Origin of the sequence: Streptomyces sp. ICC4, assembly GCF_003287915.1 — a bacterium.
Classification (GTDB): domain Bacteria; phylum Actinomycetota; class Actinomycetes; order Streptomycetales; family Streptomycetaceae; genus Streptomyces; species Streptomyces tritrimontium.
Genome location: NZ_CP030286.1, coordinates 8,644,102 through 8,659,455 on the forward strand (window position 1 = coordinate 8,644,102; position 15,354 = coordinate 8,659,455).

Below are 15,354 nucleotides of genomic sequence, written 5' to 3' on the forward strand. Positions count from 1 at the left end.
TGCCCGGGTGGGGTGTGAATACGGGCGCCCGGCGAACGGTCTCAGAGGAAGAATCCGTGCTGGTCGGCGGCCTGCTCATAGCTTTCGAGCCGCGCCTGCGTCCGCTCGGGATCCGCGTCGGACATCGCCTGGAGCAGCGCGGCGGACAGCACGCCCGGCGCCGCGTAGGAGTCGAAGACCAGCCTGGAACCGGTGCCGGCCGTCAGCGCCACATCGGCCTCGTCCACCAGCGGGCCCAGCGTGCCGTCCGTGATCAGAACGACCCGCAGCCCCGCCCGGCGCGCGACCCGCAGCGCCGCCAGGGTCTCCTTGGCGTGCCGGGGCATGGCGAAGGCCAGCACCCAGCTGCCGCCGGCCGCGCGGGCCTGGAGCAGCGCGTCGTAGGCCACGCTTCCGCCGCCGGTCACCAGCCGCACGTCGGGGTGGATGCGGCGGGCCGCGTACGCGAAGTACTCGGCCAGGGAGACGGAGATCCGCAGCCCGAGCACCGTCAGCGGCACCGAGCGGGCCAGCTCGCGGCCGATGTCGAGCACCTGGTTGGTGTCGGCGAGCAGCCTGCGTACGTCGCGCAGGTTCTCGATCTCGGCGTCGCCGGCGGCCTGCAGCTCGTTGCGGCGGGTCTGCTCGGGGCTGTCCGGGGCGCCGGCCACCGCGCTCAGCGCGATGGGCTGGAGCACGTCGCGCAGCGCCGGATAGCCGCTGAACCCCAGGGCGGCCGCGAACCGGGTCACGGACGGCTGGCTCACTCCGGCCCGCTCGGCGAGCTCGGTGATCGAGAGGAACGCCGCCTCGGTGAGGTGGTCCACGAGGTACTGGGCGATCCGCCGCTGGCCGGGGGAGAGCGGATGTCCGTCGAACAGCGCCCGGACCCGTTCGGCCGGGGCGCGCTCGCGCTCGGCCGCCTGCCCGCTCGGCGTGATCGCGGCCGCTTGTGCCCTCGCCTGCTGCCCCGATGACACGGGCGGTCCTCCCTGTCGTGCCGCTCTGTGATCCCAACATAGCTCACGGCATCCGGCTGACCAGCGCGCTTGTGCTCCGGGTCACGAACCGTCAACACCCCGGTACCGGCTCCCCCGTGGCGATCCGGTAGCGGGCGCGGCCGTCGAGGAGCAAGGGGACGAGCGCGCGCGGGGACTGGCGCAGCGGGACGTACGCGCCGCCGTCCGCGGCCCGTACGACGCGCACTCCGTGCAGGTCGAGGCGGGCGGCGGTGCCCGCGTACTGGGCCGGGGTGAGGCGGTAGCCGCAGGGCGGGTCGGCCAGGATCTCCTCCGGGGCCGCCGGGGCGTTGTCCGCGCCGCCCAGCCGGACGGGTCCCGCGTCCCGGGCGCCGGCCCGGCGGGCGGCGGCCGAGGCCGCGGCCAGGGGGCCCGTACGCTCGGAAACGTAGGCGAACAGCCCATGCAGGGCGACGAGTTGGGTGGACACGCGGCGGCGGTGGTTGAGGGCCGGGTCGGCCCGCTCCGCGTCGCCGGCCGCGCCGCCGGGCGCTTCGACGCGGCTCTCGACCAGCAGGGCGACCGCGTGCTTGACGCCCGCGGTGTTGCGCAGGATCCGTTCCTGGCCGTCCCCCGCGGACTGGGTGGCCGGCAGGCCGGTGGCGGGGTCGGTCCGGATGCCGTAGGTGCCGGTGGAGCGGCCGGCCGCGCGCGCCGCTTCCCGTACGTACGCGCCGGACAGCACGCGGGACTGCGCGTACACCCCGGGGTCGGTGTTCAGGTTGCGCGGCCAGAGGTCGAAGAGGTCCTTGTCGTAGGTGCCCGGTGTGGCCCGGTACTCGTGCAGGTCGTACACGAGCTGCGGACGTCGGTCGCGCAGGACGGCGGCGACGGCCCGCGCCTCGGGCGAGTCCAGGGCGAGGTGGTCGCGGTTGATGTCGGTGCCGGCCGCGTTGGCCCTGGTGCCCGCCGCCCGGCCGTCGGGGTTGGCGGTCGGTACGACGAGGACCGTGGCCTGCTCCAGGAGACGCCGGGCGGCCGGCTCCCGGGCGTACGCGAGGTCGCGGACGGTGGTCAGGCAGGCCTCGCGCCCCGCGGGCTCGTCCCCGTGCTGGGAGCACACCAGCAGGACGGTGACGGGGCCGCGGCCCAGGGCCACCAGGTGCAGCGGGCGGCCCAGCACCGTCGTGCCGATGCGCCGGACGGAGGCCCCCGCCCCGGCGCGGCGCCCGACGGCGTCGAGGAGCTCGCGCTCCTGGGACCCGGTGGTCCAGCTCGCCCCGTTCGAGGCCTCGAATCCGGTACGGGGCGCGTCTTCGGCCGCGTGCGCCGGTCCGGGGGCGAGCGGCAGCGCGAGCGCGCCCACGACGAGGGCGGCCAGGGCGAGCGCGGCCCGGGCGCGGGCTGCCCGGGCGCGGGCTGCCCGGGCGCGGGGCGTCACGTTCTCGATCACGCCCCCGGTTGTAGCGGTCCGGGGCCCCCGGTGTCGCCGTGAGGGCCGCGGACTCACCCGGGCGGCGGCGCCGGGATCCCGGGGGGCCGGGATGGCGACCCGGCATCGGCACGCCGAGCAGGCGCGCGACGATGTGGTTGCGCACGTCGTCCAGGTCGGCGACGCGGCCGGCCATGTACTCGCCGGCCCCCGCGAGGAGCTCGCGGTAGTGGGCGAAGGCGTCGTACACACCGCGCTCGGCGGTGCCGCCGACGGCGATCCGCCGGTCAACGTCCGTCATCAGCTCGGGGTCCGCGGCGATCACCGCCTGGGCCTCGCGCACGTGCTGAGCGTCGCCACCGGCCCGCTCGCCAACCCCGCCGGCGCCCTGCGACAGGTCCTGCTGTGCGAGGAGGACAGCAAGGAGCAGGCCGGCCAGAAGCAGCGGCTCGGCCAGGTGCTGCGCCGCGGCGACCGCACGGTGATGATCCTCGGCCGGGAGCACACCCACCGCGACGACCGCGTCCACTGGCTCGCCCTCGACCACGACCCGGAAGGGGCGTTCGGCCAGATCGCCGACTTCACCCACCACGAGGACCAGCTGTACACCCCCGCCCTCCCGCACGAGCGCCTGCTCCCGCTGATCCGCCTCGTCCGCGAGCGCGGCGCCGCGCCGTGGCGGCCCGAGGCACCCGTCACACTCGACGCCGCCACCGGCATCGGGCCCGCACAGGCGACACTGCTCGTCGCGGCGGGGACCGGTGAACCGGACGCGGCAGGGCTGGCCCTGGTCGGCCTCAAGGCCCGCCAGGCGGCAGGGGCCGACGCCAGGCTGAGCGCGCTCGGCGGCGCCAACCGGCTGGCGCTGCTGGACGCGCTGCTGCCCGCCGACCCCGCCGACCTGTGGGAGACCGGCCCCGACACCGCGGCGGCCGCCAAGACCTGGGCGGAGCGCCTGGGATCGCTGGTGCGGTTGCCGGAGGACCTGGGAGACGTCCTGGCCGGTGTCACCACCGTGGCGGCGGAAGCCGTCCTCAACCCCGATCGCACCGCGTGGCTCAGCCGCACCACCCCGATGCGGCTCGACAAGGACGGCCACCTCGTGGCGGAGGACCCGGCCGCAGTCCCGGGAGGCGGCCGCCTCACCAGCGCGGTGGCCGCGCTCAGCGGGCTCGCCTACGGACTGCCGTACGGCCATCCGCTGCGCGCCCATCTGCCGGCCGGACTCGCCGCGCTGCGCCGGCGCCTGGCCGACCCCGGCCTCATCCTCAACCTGGACGTGGAGTGGACGGAGAAGGGCACCGCGACCGCGGTCCCGCTGCGCACCGCGTACGGTATGCCCGCGACGGGAGGGGCGGGGGCCGACGGCCTCACCCGGCTCGGGGACGCCCTCGTGCTGCGCCCCTGGTACGGCGACACCGAGATGACGTTGGTGCGTACGGCCGGGATCACCGGCGCGGACGATCCCGTCCTCGGGCTGCTCGAAGGGCTGGTCGGCCCGGGCCGCGGCCACTCCCTGGCGGCCGTGCGGGCCCTGCTCGGCGACGACCTCGAACAGGCCGTCCTGGCCGGTTCGGCTCCCGGCGGCTTCACCGGCTACGCCCAGGACCCCGCCCGATCGGTACCGGAGCTGGTCGCCGAGGTGGCCGCGACCCACGGGCTGGGCGACGACGCGGCCGCGCTCTACCTGCAACTGCTCGCACTGCCCGACCCGACCGACCGCGACCGCGCCCGGTGGACCGGCTGGACGCCGGGCCGGTCGAAGAAGGCCAGGACCGAACTGGCCGCCACCGGCCTGGTCCTGGAGGCCAAGCGGTCCCGTGCGGGCCGGACCCTGTTCCTGCCCTGCGGCTGGCACGACTTCAAGGCACCTGCCCTGCCGGTGGAGACCTGGAAGGAACCCCTCTACCCGCTCCGCGACCACACCCGGGCCGTGCCACACCTGCCGGTGCCCGCCCTGTTCGCCCGCGCATGGGGCCGTGTCAAGGACGACGACGCCCCCGCCTTCGAAGAACTCACCACCCGTGCCACCCGGAAGGGCCGCCGCCGATGACCACCGACACCACCGTTTCCGCACCCCCGTCCGTACCTCCGCCCGCCCGGCAGGTCAGCCCGCCCGAGGACCGTCACACCACCGAACTGGCCTTCCTCGCCGCCTACGACAACGGCCCCCGGCCGCCCGCCTGGCTGCTGAGCCCGCGCGCCGTCGTCACCTTCGTGATGGGCAGCGGCGGCGAGGCCCTGCGGCTGCCCGAGGGCGCCGCGACGCCCGACGGCGTCCCGCGCAAGCTGGTCGTCGAGCAGAAGTTCGTCGGCGACCGCGCCCTGGTGGAACGCTGCGTCGTCACCCTCGCCGGAGAACGCGGGCTGCTGCTCGTCGGCGAGCCCGGCACCGCCAAGTCGATGCTCTCCGAGCTGCTGTCCGCCGCCGTGTGCGGCACCAGCGGCCTGGTGGTGCAGGGCACCGCGGGCACCACCGAGGACCAGCTCAAGTACGGCTGGAACTACGCGCTGCTCCTGGCCCAGGGCCCCACCCGGCAGGCCCTGGTGCCCTCCCCGGTCCTCACCGCCATGACCCGGGGCGCGGTGGCCCGCGTCGAGGAGATCACCCGCTGCCTGCCCGAGGTCCAGGACGCCCTGGTCTCGCTGCTGTCCGAACGGCGCATCGCCGTCCCGGAACTGGCCGGCAGCGCCGACGCCCTCGCCCACGCCGCACCCGGCTTCACCCTCATCGCGACCGCCAACCTCCGCGACAAGGGCGTCTCCGAGATGTCCGCGGCCCTCAAGCGCCGCTTCAACTTCGAGACCGTCGGCCCCATCGGCGATCTGGACGCCGAGACCGCCCTGGTACGCCGCCAGGCCCACGCGGCCGTCACCCGGGCCGGAGCCCCCTTCCAGGTGGACGACGCGATCCTCGAAGCCCTCGTGACGGCCTTCCGCGACCTGCGGGACGGGCGGTCGGCCGAAGGCTGGGAGGTCGAGCGCCCGTCCACGGTGATGAGTACCGCGGAGGCGGTGTCCGTGGCCGGTTCGCTGGCCCTGGCCGCCGCGTACTTCCCCGGCGACCGGGACGTGCTGTCCCTGCTCGCCGGACACCTGCTGGGCGTGGTCCGCAAGGATGACCCGGCCGACGCCGCCCGGCTGCTGGGCTACTGGGACGGCGCGGTGCGCCGCCGCGCCGAGCAGGGTTCGGCGACCTGGCGCACCCTGTGGGACCTGCGCCCGGTCCTGGAGAGCTGACGCCATGACCGTTCCGTCTCCGGCCGCCGCCGCGGAAGCCTCGACCGCCCCGTACGACTCCACTGCCCCGTACGACTCCACCGCCCCGGCCATGACTCCGGACGAGGCGGTGGAGTCGTACGGGGCAGTGGCGCCCGCCCCCGGGCTCCGTCCCCGTCCCGTACGGGCGTGAATCTACCGCTGACGGGTTCCGGGCGGAACGCGCATGTCGAGCGCGTGCCTGCCGTACGCGATGCCGGGCCCATGTCCGGATCTTTGTGGGTTCTGCCAGTACGGCAGTCCGCCGGGCCCCGTGGAGACTGCCAGACAGGGGCCGCGGCACGTCCAGGGTGCGGGGTGCGGGCCGCGCGGCGGTCAAGAGCCTTGCGAAGCATGGGGGATGACAGAGCATGAGCACGCAGCAGTACGACGAGATAGGTGAGGCGTACGAGGGCTTCAAGGCCCTGCCGCTGGAGCAGTACGCGGTGGTGCCCGCCTTCCTGGCCATGGTCGGGGACGTGACCGGCAAGTCGATCCTGGACCTGGCCTCCGGTACCGGCTTCTACAGCAGGGAGTTCAAGCGGCGCGGCGCCGCGGAGGTGCTCGGCATCGACATCTCCGGTGAAATGGTTTCCGTGGCAAGGAAGTTGGAGGAAGGCGACCCGCTGGGTGTGCGCTACGAGGTGGGCGACGTCGCCGAACTGCGGCCGTTCGAGCAGGGCTTCGACATCGGCCTGGCGGTCCAGCTGCTGAGCTACGCGCCGGACATCGCCACCACGGAGCGGATGTGCCGCAACCTGCACCGGAGCCTGAAGCCCGGCGGCGAGCTCTTCGTCCTCAACCAGTCGCCCGATTTCCGCTTCGACGGGCCGACCCCGGAGAAGTACGGCTTCCGCTCCGAGCTCACGGGCGAGGAGGTCGAGACCGGCCCGCAGGTCCGGATCACCGCGTTGCTCGAGCCGCCCGTCTCGTTCGTCGCCAACCTCCCGCGCCGCGAGGTGTACGAGAAGTGCCTGCAGGCGGCCGGATTCAGTGAGGTGACCTGGGTCCCGCTGACGGTGTCGGACGCCGGGGTGCGCGAGTTCGGTGCGGAGTTCTGGGTGGACTTCCGCGCCAACCCCGCGCTGGAGATGCTGCGCTGCCGCGCCTGACACACCCACCGGGCGCCTGGAACCCCCCGGCCCGTGAGAGCTCCGAGTTCTCGGGTGCGCCCGAAGCGGCCCACCGCTCAGGGAGTGGGCGTGGTCGCCCAGGTGCGGAAGAGCCCAAGGGCCTCGGCGAGGTTTCCGGGGCCGCACGCGGCGCGGAAGGTGTTCTCGGCGGTCCAGACCCAGACCCAGTCCCGCGTGCTGCGATTGACGTCCTGGCGGGGGTGTTCGCGTCCTTCCAGGTCCGTTTCCTTCAGATCTATCTCGATCGTCCAGCCGGGATTGTCGAGTGTGGCGATCTTCACGCCCCACTCGTGCTCCCAGTCGCCGTCGCACTGCTCCGCGTACCAGTCCTGCAGCCAGGCAAGAAGATCGTTCGAATCGCTCATGACAGGGATGTTAAGGGAGTCGTGCGCTCGGCCTCGGGCGTGACCGCCGGTACGGGGCGCATCCGGGCCCGCGCCCCTGAAGCGTCTCGGGGGCGGTGTCGGGGTCGGCCCCGGGTGGTCCCTGATGTGGGACGCGAACGCCGTCTGTACCGTCATGGTCATGTCGAAAAGTGGGAACAATGTGACCGGCGGCAAGCGCCGAATGCCGGGTTGGAAGCGGGCGTTGCTGATTCTCGGTTCGCTCGTCGCGACCTTCGCCCTTGTCATCGGCTCGCTGTTCACCTGGCTCTACACCGGGGCCAAGGTGTCCACCGTCGGCGAGGTGGACTTCCACAACGCCCTCGCGGTGCCGCCCCTCGCCGCGTCCACCGTGGACGCGGACGGGACCCGCGTCTTCGACCTGCGCATGCAGGCGGGGGAGACCGAGTTCACCCCCGGGAGCAAGACCCCGACCTGGGGGTTCAACGGCAGCTACCTCGGCCCCACCCTCCGCGCGGCGAAGGGCGAGAAGGTCCGGGTGAAGGTGGCCAACACCCTGCCCGAGGAATCCACCGTCCACTGGCACGGCATGCACCTGCCCGCCGCGATGGACGGCGGCCCCCACCAGATGGTGCCGGCGGGCGGCAACTGGGCCCCCGAGTGGACGATCGAGCAGCCGGCCGCGACCCTCTGGTACCACCCGCATCCGCACGGTGAGACCGAGACGCACGTCCAGCGCGGCCTCGCGGGCCTGTTCCTGCTGGACGACACGGCGTCGGCGGCCCTGCCCCTGCCCAAGTCGTACGGGGTGGATGACATCCCGGTCATCGTCCAGGACGTGACCTTCGACGGCGCGAAGTTCGACCACGGCCACAAGCTGATGCGCAACGTCGGCTTCCTCGGCGACCGGACGATGGTCAACGGCACGCTGGACCCGTACGTCACCGTCCAGGACGAACTGGTCCGGCTGCGCCTGCTGAACGCCTCCACCGCCCGCGTCTACACCTTCGGCTTCGACGACGGCCGCACGTTCCGGCAGATCGCCTCGGACGGCGGCCTCCTCGAAGCCCCCCACACGGCCGACCGCCTGGTCCTCTCGCCGGGGGAGCGCGCGGAGATCGTCGTACGGATGAAGCCGGGCGAGCGGACGGTCCTGCGCTCCTACCCCCTGGACGCCGGCCTGGACTTCTGGAACCAGCGCTTCGGTGGCGGCGACGACTCCTTCGACGTGATGCAGCTGCGCGCGGCGCCCACCCTGAGGCCGTCGGCAGAGCTGCCCGGGGCGCTGGTGGCATCGGCGCTCCCCACCGGTGAGGACTCGGCGCGCAACCGCTTCTTCGAGCTCAAGGCGTCCGGCATCAACGGTCGGAAGATGGACATGTCCCGGGTGGACGAGACGGTCACCCGCGGCACGGCCGAGACCTGGACCCTGCGCAACGACGACGGGATGCCGCACAACTTCCACGTCCACGACGTGCAGTTCCGCATACTCGACATCAACGGCGTGGCTCCGCCGCCGCCGTTGCGCGGGCCGAAGGACACCGTCTTCATCCCGTCCGGTTCGACGGTCCGCATCGCGCTGCGCTTCGACGGTCCCGCGGACCCGGATACCCCGTACATGTTCCACTGCCACCTGCTGTACCACGAGGACAAGGGCATGATGGGCCAGTTCGTGGTGGTCGAACCGGGCCAGTCGGCGGGCACCCTGAAGCCCCCGCCCTCGACCGGCTCACACCAGCACTAGGACGTCCCTCACGGCCTGGCCGGCCGGGTGCGCGCTCACTGCCGTGCACCCGGCCCGGAAGGGTGGGGCGGCACCATGGGGGCCTGTCTCTTATACCCATATGACGCTGCCCACGACCTACTCTGTGCCGATCTCCGTGGTGCCCCCGCCCTGAACTGCCGCGGGCTGATCCCCCGTACCCGCTTGAAGGCCGTCGACAGGGCGAAAGCCGAGCTGTAGCCGACCTGGTGGGCGGCCGAGGCGAGCGTCGTCGACGGGTCGCGCAGCAGGTCCGCCGCCAGGGCCAGGCGCCAGCCCGTCAGGTAGGTCATCGGGGGCTCGCCGACCAGCTCGGTGAAGCGGCGGGCCAATGCGGCCCGGGAGACACCGACCTTGCGGGCCAGCGACTCCACCGTCCAGCCGTGCGCGGGGTTCTCGTGGAGCAGCCTCAGCGCCGGCCCGGTCACCGGGTCGCTCTCGGCGCCGCCGCGCTCCGCGAGCCAGTCCCGTACGACGCCGATCACCAGCAGGTCCAACAGCCTGCCCAGGACCACGTCCTGGGCAGGTTCGGAGCGGGAGATCTCCCCGCCGAGCAGCGTGACCAGGCTCGGGTCCACCGGCCCGACCAGCACCCGCGGCAGCGCGTCGAGCAGGCGGCTGCCGATCTCGCCCGGCTCCTGGTAGGTGCCGCTCAGCAGCACCACGGAGCCGGCCTCCTCGCCCCACGTCCGCACCCCGAGCGCCATGGAGTCGGACACGTCCTCCCCGTCGTCCACCCTGCTGCACCGCTGGTCCGGTCCCACCCTGATCTGCACGGGCGTGTCCCGGTCGTCGCCGACGGTGTACGGGTCCGGCCCGCGGACCAGGACCGCCTCGCCCGGCTCGACGAGCACCGGCTCGCCCCCGTCGGGGAGCAGCCACGCCGACCCGTTCACCGTCGTCATCACCGACAGCGGGGCCCGGTCCTCGATCCGGACCGCCCAGGGCGGGGTGAAGACGGACTTGATGAAGAAGGCCGACCGGGCCTTGGGTCCTTCGAGGAGAGCCGTCAGCGTGTCCATCGGCCCATTCTCCCCGAGCGGTTCCCGCTCGCCCCGCTCTCCCGCCGAGGCTCCGGCGCCGTTCCTACGCGTCCCAGACACCGCGGGCCGCCGCCTCCCGCACGAAGTCGGAGAAGTCCTTGGGCCGCCGGCCCAGTACCTCCTCGACCCCGCCCACCAGGTGCGCGTTGCGCCCGTCGAGGATCAGCTCGAACAGTTCCGCGAACTCCTCCGGCAGCCCGTTGTCGCGCAGCACCGCCCGGTAGGCCTCGTTCGAGACCGGGACGTACGCGATCTCGCGCCCGGTGGCCTTCGACAGCTCGGCGGCGACGTCGGCGAAGCTGAGCAGCCGCGGCCCGGAGAGCTCGTACGTGCGGCCGATGTGCCGGTCGTCGGTCAGCGCGGCCACCACCACGTCGGCGATGTCGTCGGCGTCGACGAACGGCTCGACGGCATCGGCCGTCGGCAGGGCGATCTCGCCCGCCAGCACGGGCTCCAGGAAGAAGCTCTCGTCGAAGTTCTGGTTGAACCAGGCCGCCCGCACGACGGTCCAGTCGGCCCCGGACTCCTTCAGCGCGTCCTCGCTGCGCTCCGCCGCCTCCTCGCCGCGCCCCGACAGCAGCACCATCCGACGCGCGCCCGCCGCCACCGCCACCCGGGCGAAAGCGCCGACCTGCTCGGCGGCGCCGGGGAAGCCGAGGTCGGGGTAGTACGTGACGTACACCCGGTCCACGCCCTGCAGGGCCGGCCCCCAGCTCTCGGGGTCGTTCCAGTCGAAGGCCGGCTCACCGGTGCGCGAACCGATGCGGACCTGCCGGCCCAGGGCGGTGAGCTTCTCGGCCACGCGCCGACCCGTCTTGCCCGTGCCGCCGATGACCAATGTCTGCGTGCTCTCTGTCTTCGTCATGGCCCCAGTCAACGCTCATCGCGCTGGACGGAACATCGCCGAGAAGCTCAATCGCATACGCCTGCGTCTACTTCGCGGCGAGAGTGTGCGCCACGAGCGCGTTGGCGTGCCCGTGTCCGAGGCCGTGCTCGCTCTTGAGCCAGGCGACGAGCTCCATGTGCTTGGTCAGCGGCGAGGAACGGATGAGCTCCTGCCATTCCGCGATCGGACGGCCGTGCTTCTTCTCGATGGAAGGGAAGTAGCTGGCGGGGCCCTTCACCGGCTCGGTCATGGCGGTCTTCTTCCTCTCGGTGCGCACAGGGAACGGCCGCCCTGCGTCTCACGATGGATGGACGCCCGGCAGCCCGAAAACTCATCGGTCGTACCGCGAAAATATCGGATGATCTTCCGATGATGTGGACCGAGCGCACTGTCACCCGAGCCGGCGTACGCCTGACCTGCCGCGACTGGCACCCGCACGCCACCGCCACGGACTCCGCCGCCACCCCCGTCGTACTCCTCCACGGCCTCGCGGGCCACGCGGGCGAATGGGACGCGGCCGCCGCCCACCTCGCACCGCACCACCGCGTGGTGGCGGTGGACCAGCGCGGCCACGGCGCGAGCGAGCGCCGCCCCGCCGACGTCTCCCGCGCCGCGTACGTGGCGGACGTGCGGGCCGTCTGCGAACAGCTCGGCCTGCACCGCCCGGTGCTGGTGGGCCAGTCGCTCGGCGGCCACACCTCGATGCTCACCGCGGCCGCCCACCCGGACCTCGTACGGGGCCTCGTGCTGGTCGACGCGGGCGCGGCCGCCGGCGATCCGGGCACCGCCGAGGAAATCGGCTCCTGGCTGGACTCCTGGCCGGTCCCCTTCCCCTCGCCGGCCGCGGCGCGGGACTTCCTCACCGGACAGGGCTTGAACGGCGAGGTCTGGGCGGCCGGCCTGGAGCAGCGCGCGGACGGCTGGCACCCGCGGTTCGAGCGCTCGGTGATGGTCGCGGCCATCAGCGAGAACAGCACCCGCGACTGGTGGCCGCAGTGGCGCGCGGTCCGCTGCCCGGCGCTGCTCGTCGTCGGGGAGAAGGGCATCATCCCGCCCGCGGAGTCCGTCCGGATGCTCGACTCCGCCGACCCGTCCACGAGGATGACGGCCGTCTCGGTCCCGAACTCCGGCCACGACGTCCACCTGGACCAGCCCGCCCGGCTGCCGCGCGGGGTACCCCTGGAGGCGCTCGGGGCCGGCCCGGAACCGCGGTGCTCCCTGGGGCGGCACGCCGGGCCGCACCTGGACGTGCTCCCCGAGGGCCCGGACCCGGGGTGCTCGATTTGGTCCCGCTGGCCCGCGGACGCGGTCCTCTCCCTCCCCGACTGCCCGGTGGGCGGCGCTGGCGAGTGCTCCGGACCTGACTCCTCCCACCCCGGCGGCTACCATTGGCATCCTTCGCCCCCCGCTCCCTCACGCTCTCCCCCGCCAGCCCCCGGTGTACGCCATGACCGTGCTCGGCGACGCCGACGACGCCAACCGGGCCGTCGCCTTCGGCCTCCTGGCCGGTGCCCCCCCGCTGATCGCCTTCTCCGCGCTCCTGGCCTGGTGGGTGACCCGGCCCGCGCTGCGCCCCGTCACCCCGATCCGCCCCGAGCTGGCGGCGGTCCCCGCGAGCCAACCGAACCCGCCGGTCCCGGACCTCCGCCCGGCCCGCCGACCACCCACGCAGCCCGGCCCGCAGCCCCGCGTGTGCGGGAGGGGCGTGGGGGGAGGGAATGCCCCGGGTGTCGCCTGTGGCCCTTGCTTCGCTTCGGCGTCGGCCGAATTGTGGTCTGGACCCGTCCTGAGGGGATCTGAGACCGTTCCACACATCACCTCCACCACCTTTCCTGCGCAGCCCTGTTCCTGACGGCGTGTCAGTTCAGTAATCTGACTACGCGTCAGTTCTCGAGATTCGTCGAGGTTCATCGAGCAGGAGCGGGCGGAACGATGCTTGGATCTACTCACGGCACCTTCACCACCGACTTCCGCGCACGTGTCGAGGCCTGCGGGGAGACCCCCAGGACGGCCGTCCACTCCACGGCGGCCCCCTCCGCCGAGGACACGGTCGCGCTGGACGTCAGCGGTCGGCCCCTGCACGCCGACGCTCCCGACCTGGACCGGTTCTTCCGGCCCGAGTCCGTGGCCGTCATCGGCGCCTCGGACGCCGACGGCAGACCCAACACCGGCATCACGCGGCAGCTCATCGCCTGGGCGGAACGCGTCGGGGCCCGGCTGCACCCCGTCCACCCCACCCGAACCTCCGTCTTCGGGCTGCCGTGCCACCCCTCCGTGGCCGACCTCCCCGAACAGGTCGACCTCGCGGTCCTCCTGGTCGCCGACCCGCTCCCCGTCATCGAGGAACTGGCCGAGGCCAAAGTGAAGTTCGCCGTCGCCTTCGCCTCCGGATTCGCCGAGACCGGCGACGAGGGCGCCGCCGCGCAGGCCCGCCTGGGGGCGGCCGTAAGGCGATCGGGCCTGCGCCTGCTGGGACCGAACACGAACCTCAACGCCTTCGAGAAGTTCCGCGACGACCTCGACGGCCCGGCCATCGCCCTGATCACCCAGTCCGGCCACCAGGGCCGGCCCGTCTACACCCTCCAGGAGCTCGGCATCCGGCTCTCGCACTGGGCGCCCACGGGCAACGAGGCCGACCTGGAGACCTCCGACTTCATCTCCTACTTCGCCGAACAACCCGAGGTCGGAGCCATCGCCTGCTACGTGGAGGGCCTCAAGGACGGCCGCCAGTTCCTCCTCGCCGCCGACCGGGCCGCGCGCAACGGCGTCCCCGTCGTCGCCGTCAAGGTCGGCCGCACCGAGACCGGCGCCCGGATGGCCGCCTCCCACACCGGGAAGCTGACCGGCGCGGACACCGTCGTCGACGCCGCCATGCGGCAGTTCGGCGTGATCCGCGTCGACGGCCTCGACGAGCTCCAGGACACCGCCGCACTGCTGGCCCGGGCGCGCAAGCCGCTCGCCGACGGGGTCGTCGTCTACTCCATCTCCGGCGGCACCGGCGCCCACTTCTCCGACCTGGCGACCGAGGCGGGGCTGAGCCTGCCCACCCTGTCCCAGGCCAAGCAGGACGAGCTGCACCAGTGGATTCCGGAGTACCTGGGCGTCTCCAACCCCGTCGACAACGGCGGCCACCCGGTCGGCGACTGGCGCGGCCGCAAGATCATCGACGCGATCCTCGCCGATCCGTCCGTCGGCGTCCTGATCTGCCCGATCACCGGCCCCTTCCCGCCCATGAGCGACAAGCTCGCGCAGGACCTGGTGGACGCGGCCGAGCAGACCGACAAGCTGATCTGCGTGATCTGGGGCTCGCCCGTCGGCACCGAGGAGGCCTACCGCACCACGCTCCTCGGCTCCTCTCGGGTCGCGACCTTCCGCACCTTCGGCAACTGCATCACCGCCGTCCGCGCCTACCTCGGCCACCACCGCTTCACCGCCGCCTACCGCTCGCCCTTCGAGGACGCCCCGCGCACCCCCTCGCCCTCCTTCCGCAAGGCGCAGGCGCTCATGCGCCCGGGCCAGCAGCTGAGCGAGCACTCGGCGAAGCAGCTCCTGCGCGCCTACGGGATACGGGTGCCCAGGGAGCAGTTGGTCACCAGCGCGGCCGCCGCCGTGCGGGCGGCCGGGCTGGTGGGGTACCCGGTGGTCATGAAGGCCTCGGGCCCGCAGCTCGCCCACAAGACGGAGCTGGGCCTGGTGAAGATCGGCCTGACGTCGGCGAGCCAGATCCGCGACGCCTACCGGGAGCTGACGGACATCGCGCGCTACGAGAACGTCCCGCTGGACGGGATCCTCGTCTGCCAGATGGTGGAGCGGGGGGTCGAGATGGTCGTCGGCGTCACCCAGGACGACCTCTTCGGCCCGACGGTGACGGTGGGGCTCGGCGGCGTGCTGGTGGAGATCCTGCACGACGCGGCGGTCCGGGTGCCGCCCTTCGGGGAGGACCAGGCGCGGGCGATGCTGATGGAGCTGCGCGGGCACGCGCTGCTGGAGGGTGTGCGGGGGGCGCCGCCGGCGGATGTGGACGCGCTGGTGGAGGTCATCCTGCGGGTGCAGCGGATGGCGCTGGAACTGGGCGACGAGCTCTCCGAGCTGGACATCAACCCGTTGATGGTGCTGCCGCGCGGGCAGGGGGCGGTGGCACTGGACGCGCTGGCCATCTGTCGATAGCCCGGGGGCGGCGGAGGGTACGGGTCCGGGTGCCGGTACGGGATCGGGTGCGGGTACCGCTGCCGCTGCAGGTACAGGGTCGGTGCCGTGCCGGCGCCGCTGCCGGTACAGGGTCGGTGCCGGTGCCATGCCGGTGCCGCTGCAGGTACAGGGTCGGTGCCGTGCCGGTGCCGCTGCAGGTACAGGGTCGGTGCCGTGCCGGTGCCGGTGCCGGTACGGATCCGGTGCCGTGCCGGTGCCGGTACGGATCCGGTGCCGGTACGGATCCGGTGCCGGTGCTGGTGCCGTGCCGTTGCCGCTGCCGGTACGGGGTCCGGTGCCGGTGCCGGTACGGGGTCCGGTGCCGCTGCCGGTACGGGGTCCGGTGCCGCTGCCGGTACGGGGTCCGGTG

12 protein-coding genes and 1 pseudogene are annotated in these 15,354 nt (G+C 73.3%); 6 read left to right on the forward strand and 7 right to left on the reverse strand.

The genetic code is table 11. The annotated features are described in order from the left end of the window. Nucleotides 1-41 precede the first annotated feature (41 nt). The 3 genes and pseudogenes from DRB89_RS40685 to DRB89_RS46480 form a co-directional block, all read right to left on the reverse strand. Nucleotides 42-959, reverse strand: a complete 918-nt coding sequence (locus tag DRB89_RS40685; RefSeq protein ID WP_112463729.1) for a MurR/RpiR family transcriptional regulator — start codon at nucleotides 957-959, stop codon at nucleotides 42-44. A 91-nt stretch (nucleotides 960-1,050) separates the two neighbouring features. Continuing rightward, the gene (locus tag DRB89_RS40690; RefSeq protein WP_112454417.1) at nucleotides 1,051-2,319 is read right to left on the reverse strand and encodes a M14 family metallocarboxypeptidase; all 1,269 of its coding nucleotides are present in this window, start codon (nucleotides 2,317-2,319) and stop codon (nucleotides 1,051-1,053) included. A gap of 169 nt (nucleotides 2,320-2,488) precedes the next feature. Beyond that, nucleotides 2,489-3,583: pseudogene (locus DRB89_RS46480) on the reverse strand (phosphoenolpyruvate-utilizing N-terminal domain-containing protein); the annotation flags it as partial. An 836-nt stretch (nucleotides 3,584-4,419) separates the two neighbouring features. On the opposite strand from DRB89_RS46480, the gene DRB89_RS40700 reads away from it, so the two are divergent. The 3 genes from DRB89_RS40700 (at nucleotide 4,420) to DRB89_RS40705 (ending at nucleotide 6,740) form a co-directional block, all read left to right on the forward strand. Beyond that, nucleotides 4,420-5,610: an AAA family ATPase gene (locus DRB89_RS40700; protein ID WP_112450455.1), complete on the forward strand. Its 1,191-nt coding sequence runs from the start codon at nucleotides 4,420-4,422 to the stop codon at nucleotides 5,608-5,610. Between the two features lie 4 nt (nucleotides 5,611-5,614). After that, entirely contained in the window at nucleotides 5,615-5,782 is a 168-nt protein-coding gene (locus DRB89_RS43475; protein ID WP_162688940.1) for a hypothetical protein, read from the forward strand. Nucleotides 5,783-5,999: 217 nt separating this feature from the next. Next, a complete protein-coding gene (locus DRB89_RS40705) occupies nucleotides 6,000-6,740 on the forward strand; it encodes a class I SAM-dependent methyltransferase (RefSeq protein ID WP_112452919.1) in 741 nt (246 codons plus the stop codon). A gap of 77 nt (nucleotides 6,741-6,817) precedes the next feature. Here DRB89_RS40705 and DRB89_RS40710 read toward each other — a convergent pair whose 3' ends face one another. After that, nucleotides 6,818-7,126, reverse strand: a complete 309-nt coding sequence (locus DRB89_RS40710) for an immunity 53 family protein (RefSeq protein ID WP_112452920.1) — start codon at nucleotides 7,124-7,126, stop codon at nucleotides 6,818-6,820. 223 nt (nucleotides 7,127-7,349) lie between these two features. Here DRB89_RS40710 and DRB89_RS40715 point away from each other — a divergent pair, with 223 nt between their 5' ends. Continuing rightward, entirely contained in the window at nucleotides 7,350-8,849 is a 1,500-nt protein-coding gene (locus tag DRB89_RS40715) for a multicopper oxidase domain-containing protein (RefSeq protein ID WP_239516640.1), read from the forward strand. 35 nt (nucleotides 8,850-8,884) lie between these two features. Here DRB89_RS40715 and DRB89_RS40720 read toward each other — a convergent pair whose 3' ends face one another. The 3 genes from DRB89_RS40720 to DRB89_RS40730 form a co-directional block, all read right to left on the reverse strand. Then, entirely contained in the window at nucleotides 8,885-9,889 is a 1,005-nt protein-coding gene (locus DRB89_RS40720; protein ID WP_112463730.1) for an AraC family transcriptional regulator, read from the reverse strand. Between the two features lie 64 nt (nucleotides 9,890-9,953). Continuing rightward, on the reverse strand, nucleotides 9,954-10,775 hold the full coding sequence (locus tag DRB89_RS40725) for an NAD(P)H-binding protein (protein WP_112452554.1): 822 nt from the start codon (nucleotides 10,773-10,775) through the stop codon (nucleotides 9,954-9,956). Between the two features lie 67 nt (nucleotides 10,776-10,842). Continuing rightward, nucleotides 10,843-11,046 carry a DUF4287 domain-containing protein gene (locus tag DRB89_RS40730; protein WP_112452555.1) on the reverse strand — a complete coding sequence of 68 codons (204 nt, stop codon included), beginning with the start codon at nucleotides 11,044-11,046 and terminating at the stop codon, nucleotides 10,843-10,845. 119 nt (nucleotides 11,047-11,165) lie between these two features. Between DRB89_RS40730 and DRB89_RS46485 the strand changes: the two genes are divergently transcribed. Together DRB89_RS46485 and DRB89_RS40740 are read left to right on the forward strand one after the other, a co-directional pair. Beyond that, nucleotides 11,166-12,596 carry an alpha/beta hydrolase gene (locus DRB89_RS46485; protein ID WP_343234838.1) on the forward strand — a complete coding sequence of 477 codons (1,431 nt, stop codon included), beginning with the start codon at nucleotides 11,166-11,168 and terminating at the stop codon, nucleotides 12,594-12,596. A 132-nt stretch (nucleotides 12,597-12,728) separates the two neighbouring features. Next, nucleotides 12,729-14,963, forward strand: coding sequence for an acetate--CoA ligase family protein (locus tag DRB89_RS40740; RefSeq protein ID WP_112452937.1), 2,235 nt, complete (start codon nucleotides 12,729-12,731; stop codon nucleotides 14,961-14,963). The last annotated feature ends 391 nt before the right edge of the window (nucleotides 14,964-15,354 follow it).

Excerpts from the sequence above, each read along its gene's own strand:
- DRB89_RS43475 (WP_162688940.1), top strand. The coding sequence starts at position 5,615 with ATGACCGTTCCGTCTCCGGCCGCCGCCGCGGAAGCCTCGACCGCCCCG.
- DRB89_RS40730 (WP_112452555.1), bottom strand. The coding sequence starts at position 11,046 with ATGACCGAGCCGGTGAAGGGCCCCGCCAGCTACTTCCCTTCCATCGAG.
- DRB89_RS40725 (WP_112452554.1), bottom strand. The coding sequence starts at position 10,775 with ATGACGAAGACAGAGAGCACGCAGACATTGGTCATCGGCGGCACGGGC.
- DRB89_RS40710 (WP_112452920.1), bottom strand. The coding sequence starts at position 7,126 with ATGAGCGATTCGAACGATCTTCTTGCCTGGCTGCAGGACTGGTACGCG.
- DRB89_RS40700 (WP_112450455.1), top strand. The coding sequence starts at position 4,420 with ATGACCACCGACACCACCGTTTCCGCACCCCCGTCCGTACCTCCGCCC.
- DRB89_RS40705 (WP_112452919.1), top strand. The coding sequence starts at position 6,000 with ATGAGCACGCAGCAGTACGACGAGATAGGTGAGGCGTACGAGGGCTTC.
- DRB89_RS46485 (WP_343234838.1), top strand. The coding sequence starts at position 11,166 with ATGATGTGGACCGAGCGCACTGTCACCCGAGCCGGCGTACGCCTGACC.
- DRB89_RS40740 (WP_112452937.1), top strand. The coding sequence starts at position 12,729 with ATGCTTGGATCTACTCACGGCACCTTCACCACCGACTTCCGCGCACGT.
- DRB89_RS40720 (WP_112463730.1), bottom strand. The coding sequence starts at position 9,889 with ATGGACACGCTGACGGCTCTCCTCGAAGGACCCAAGGCCCGGTCGGCC.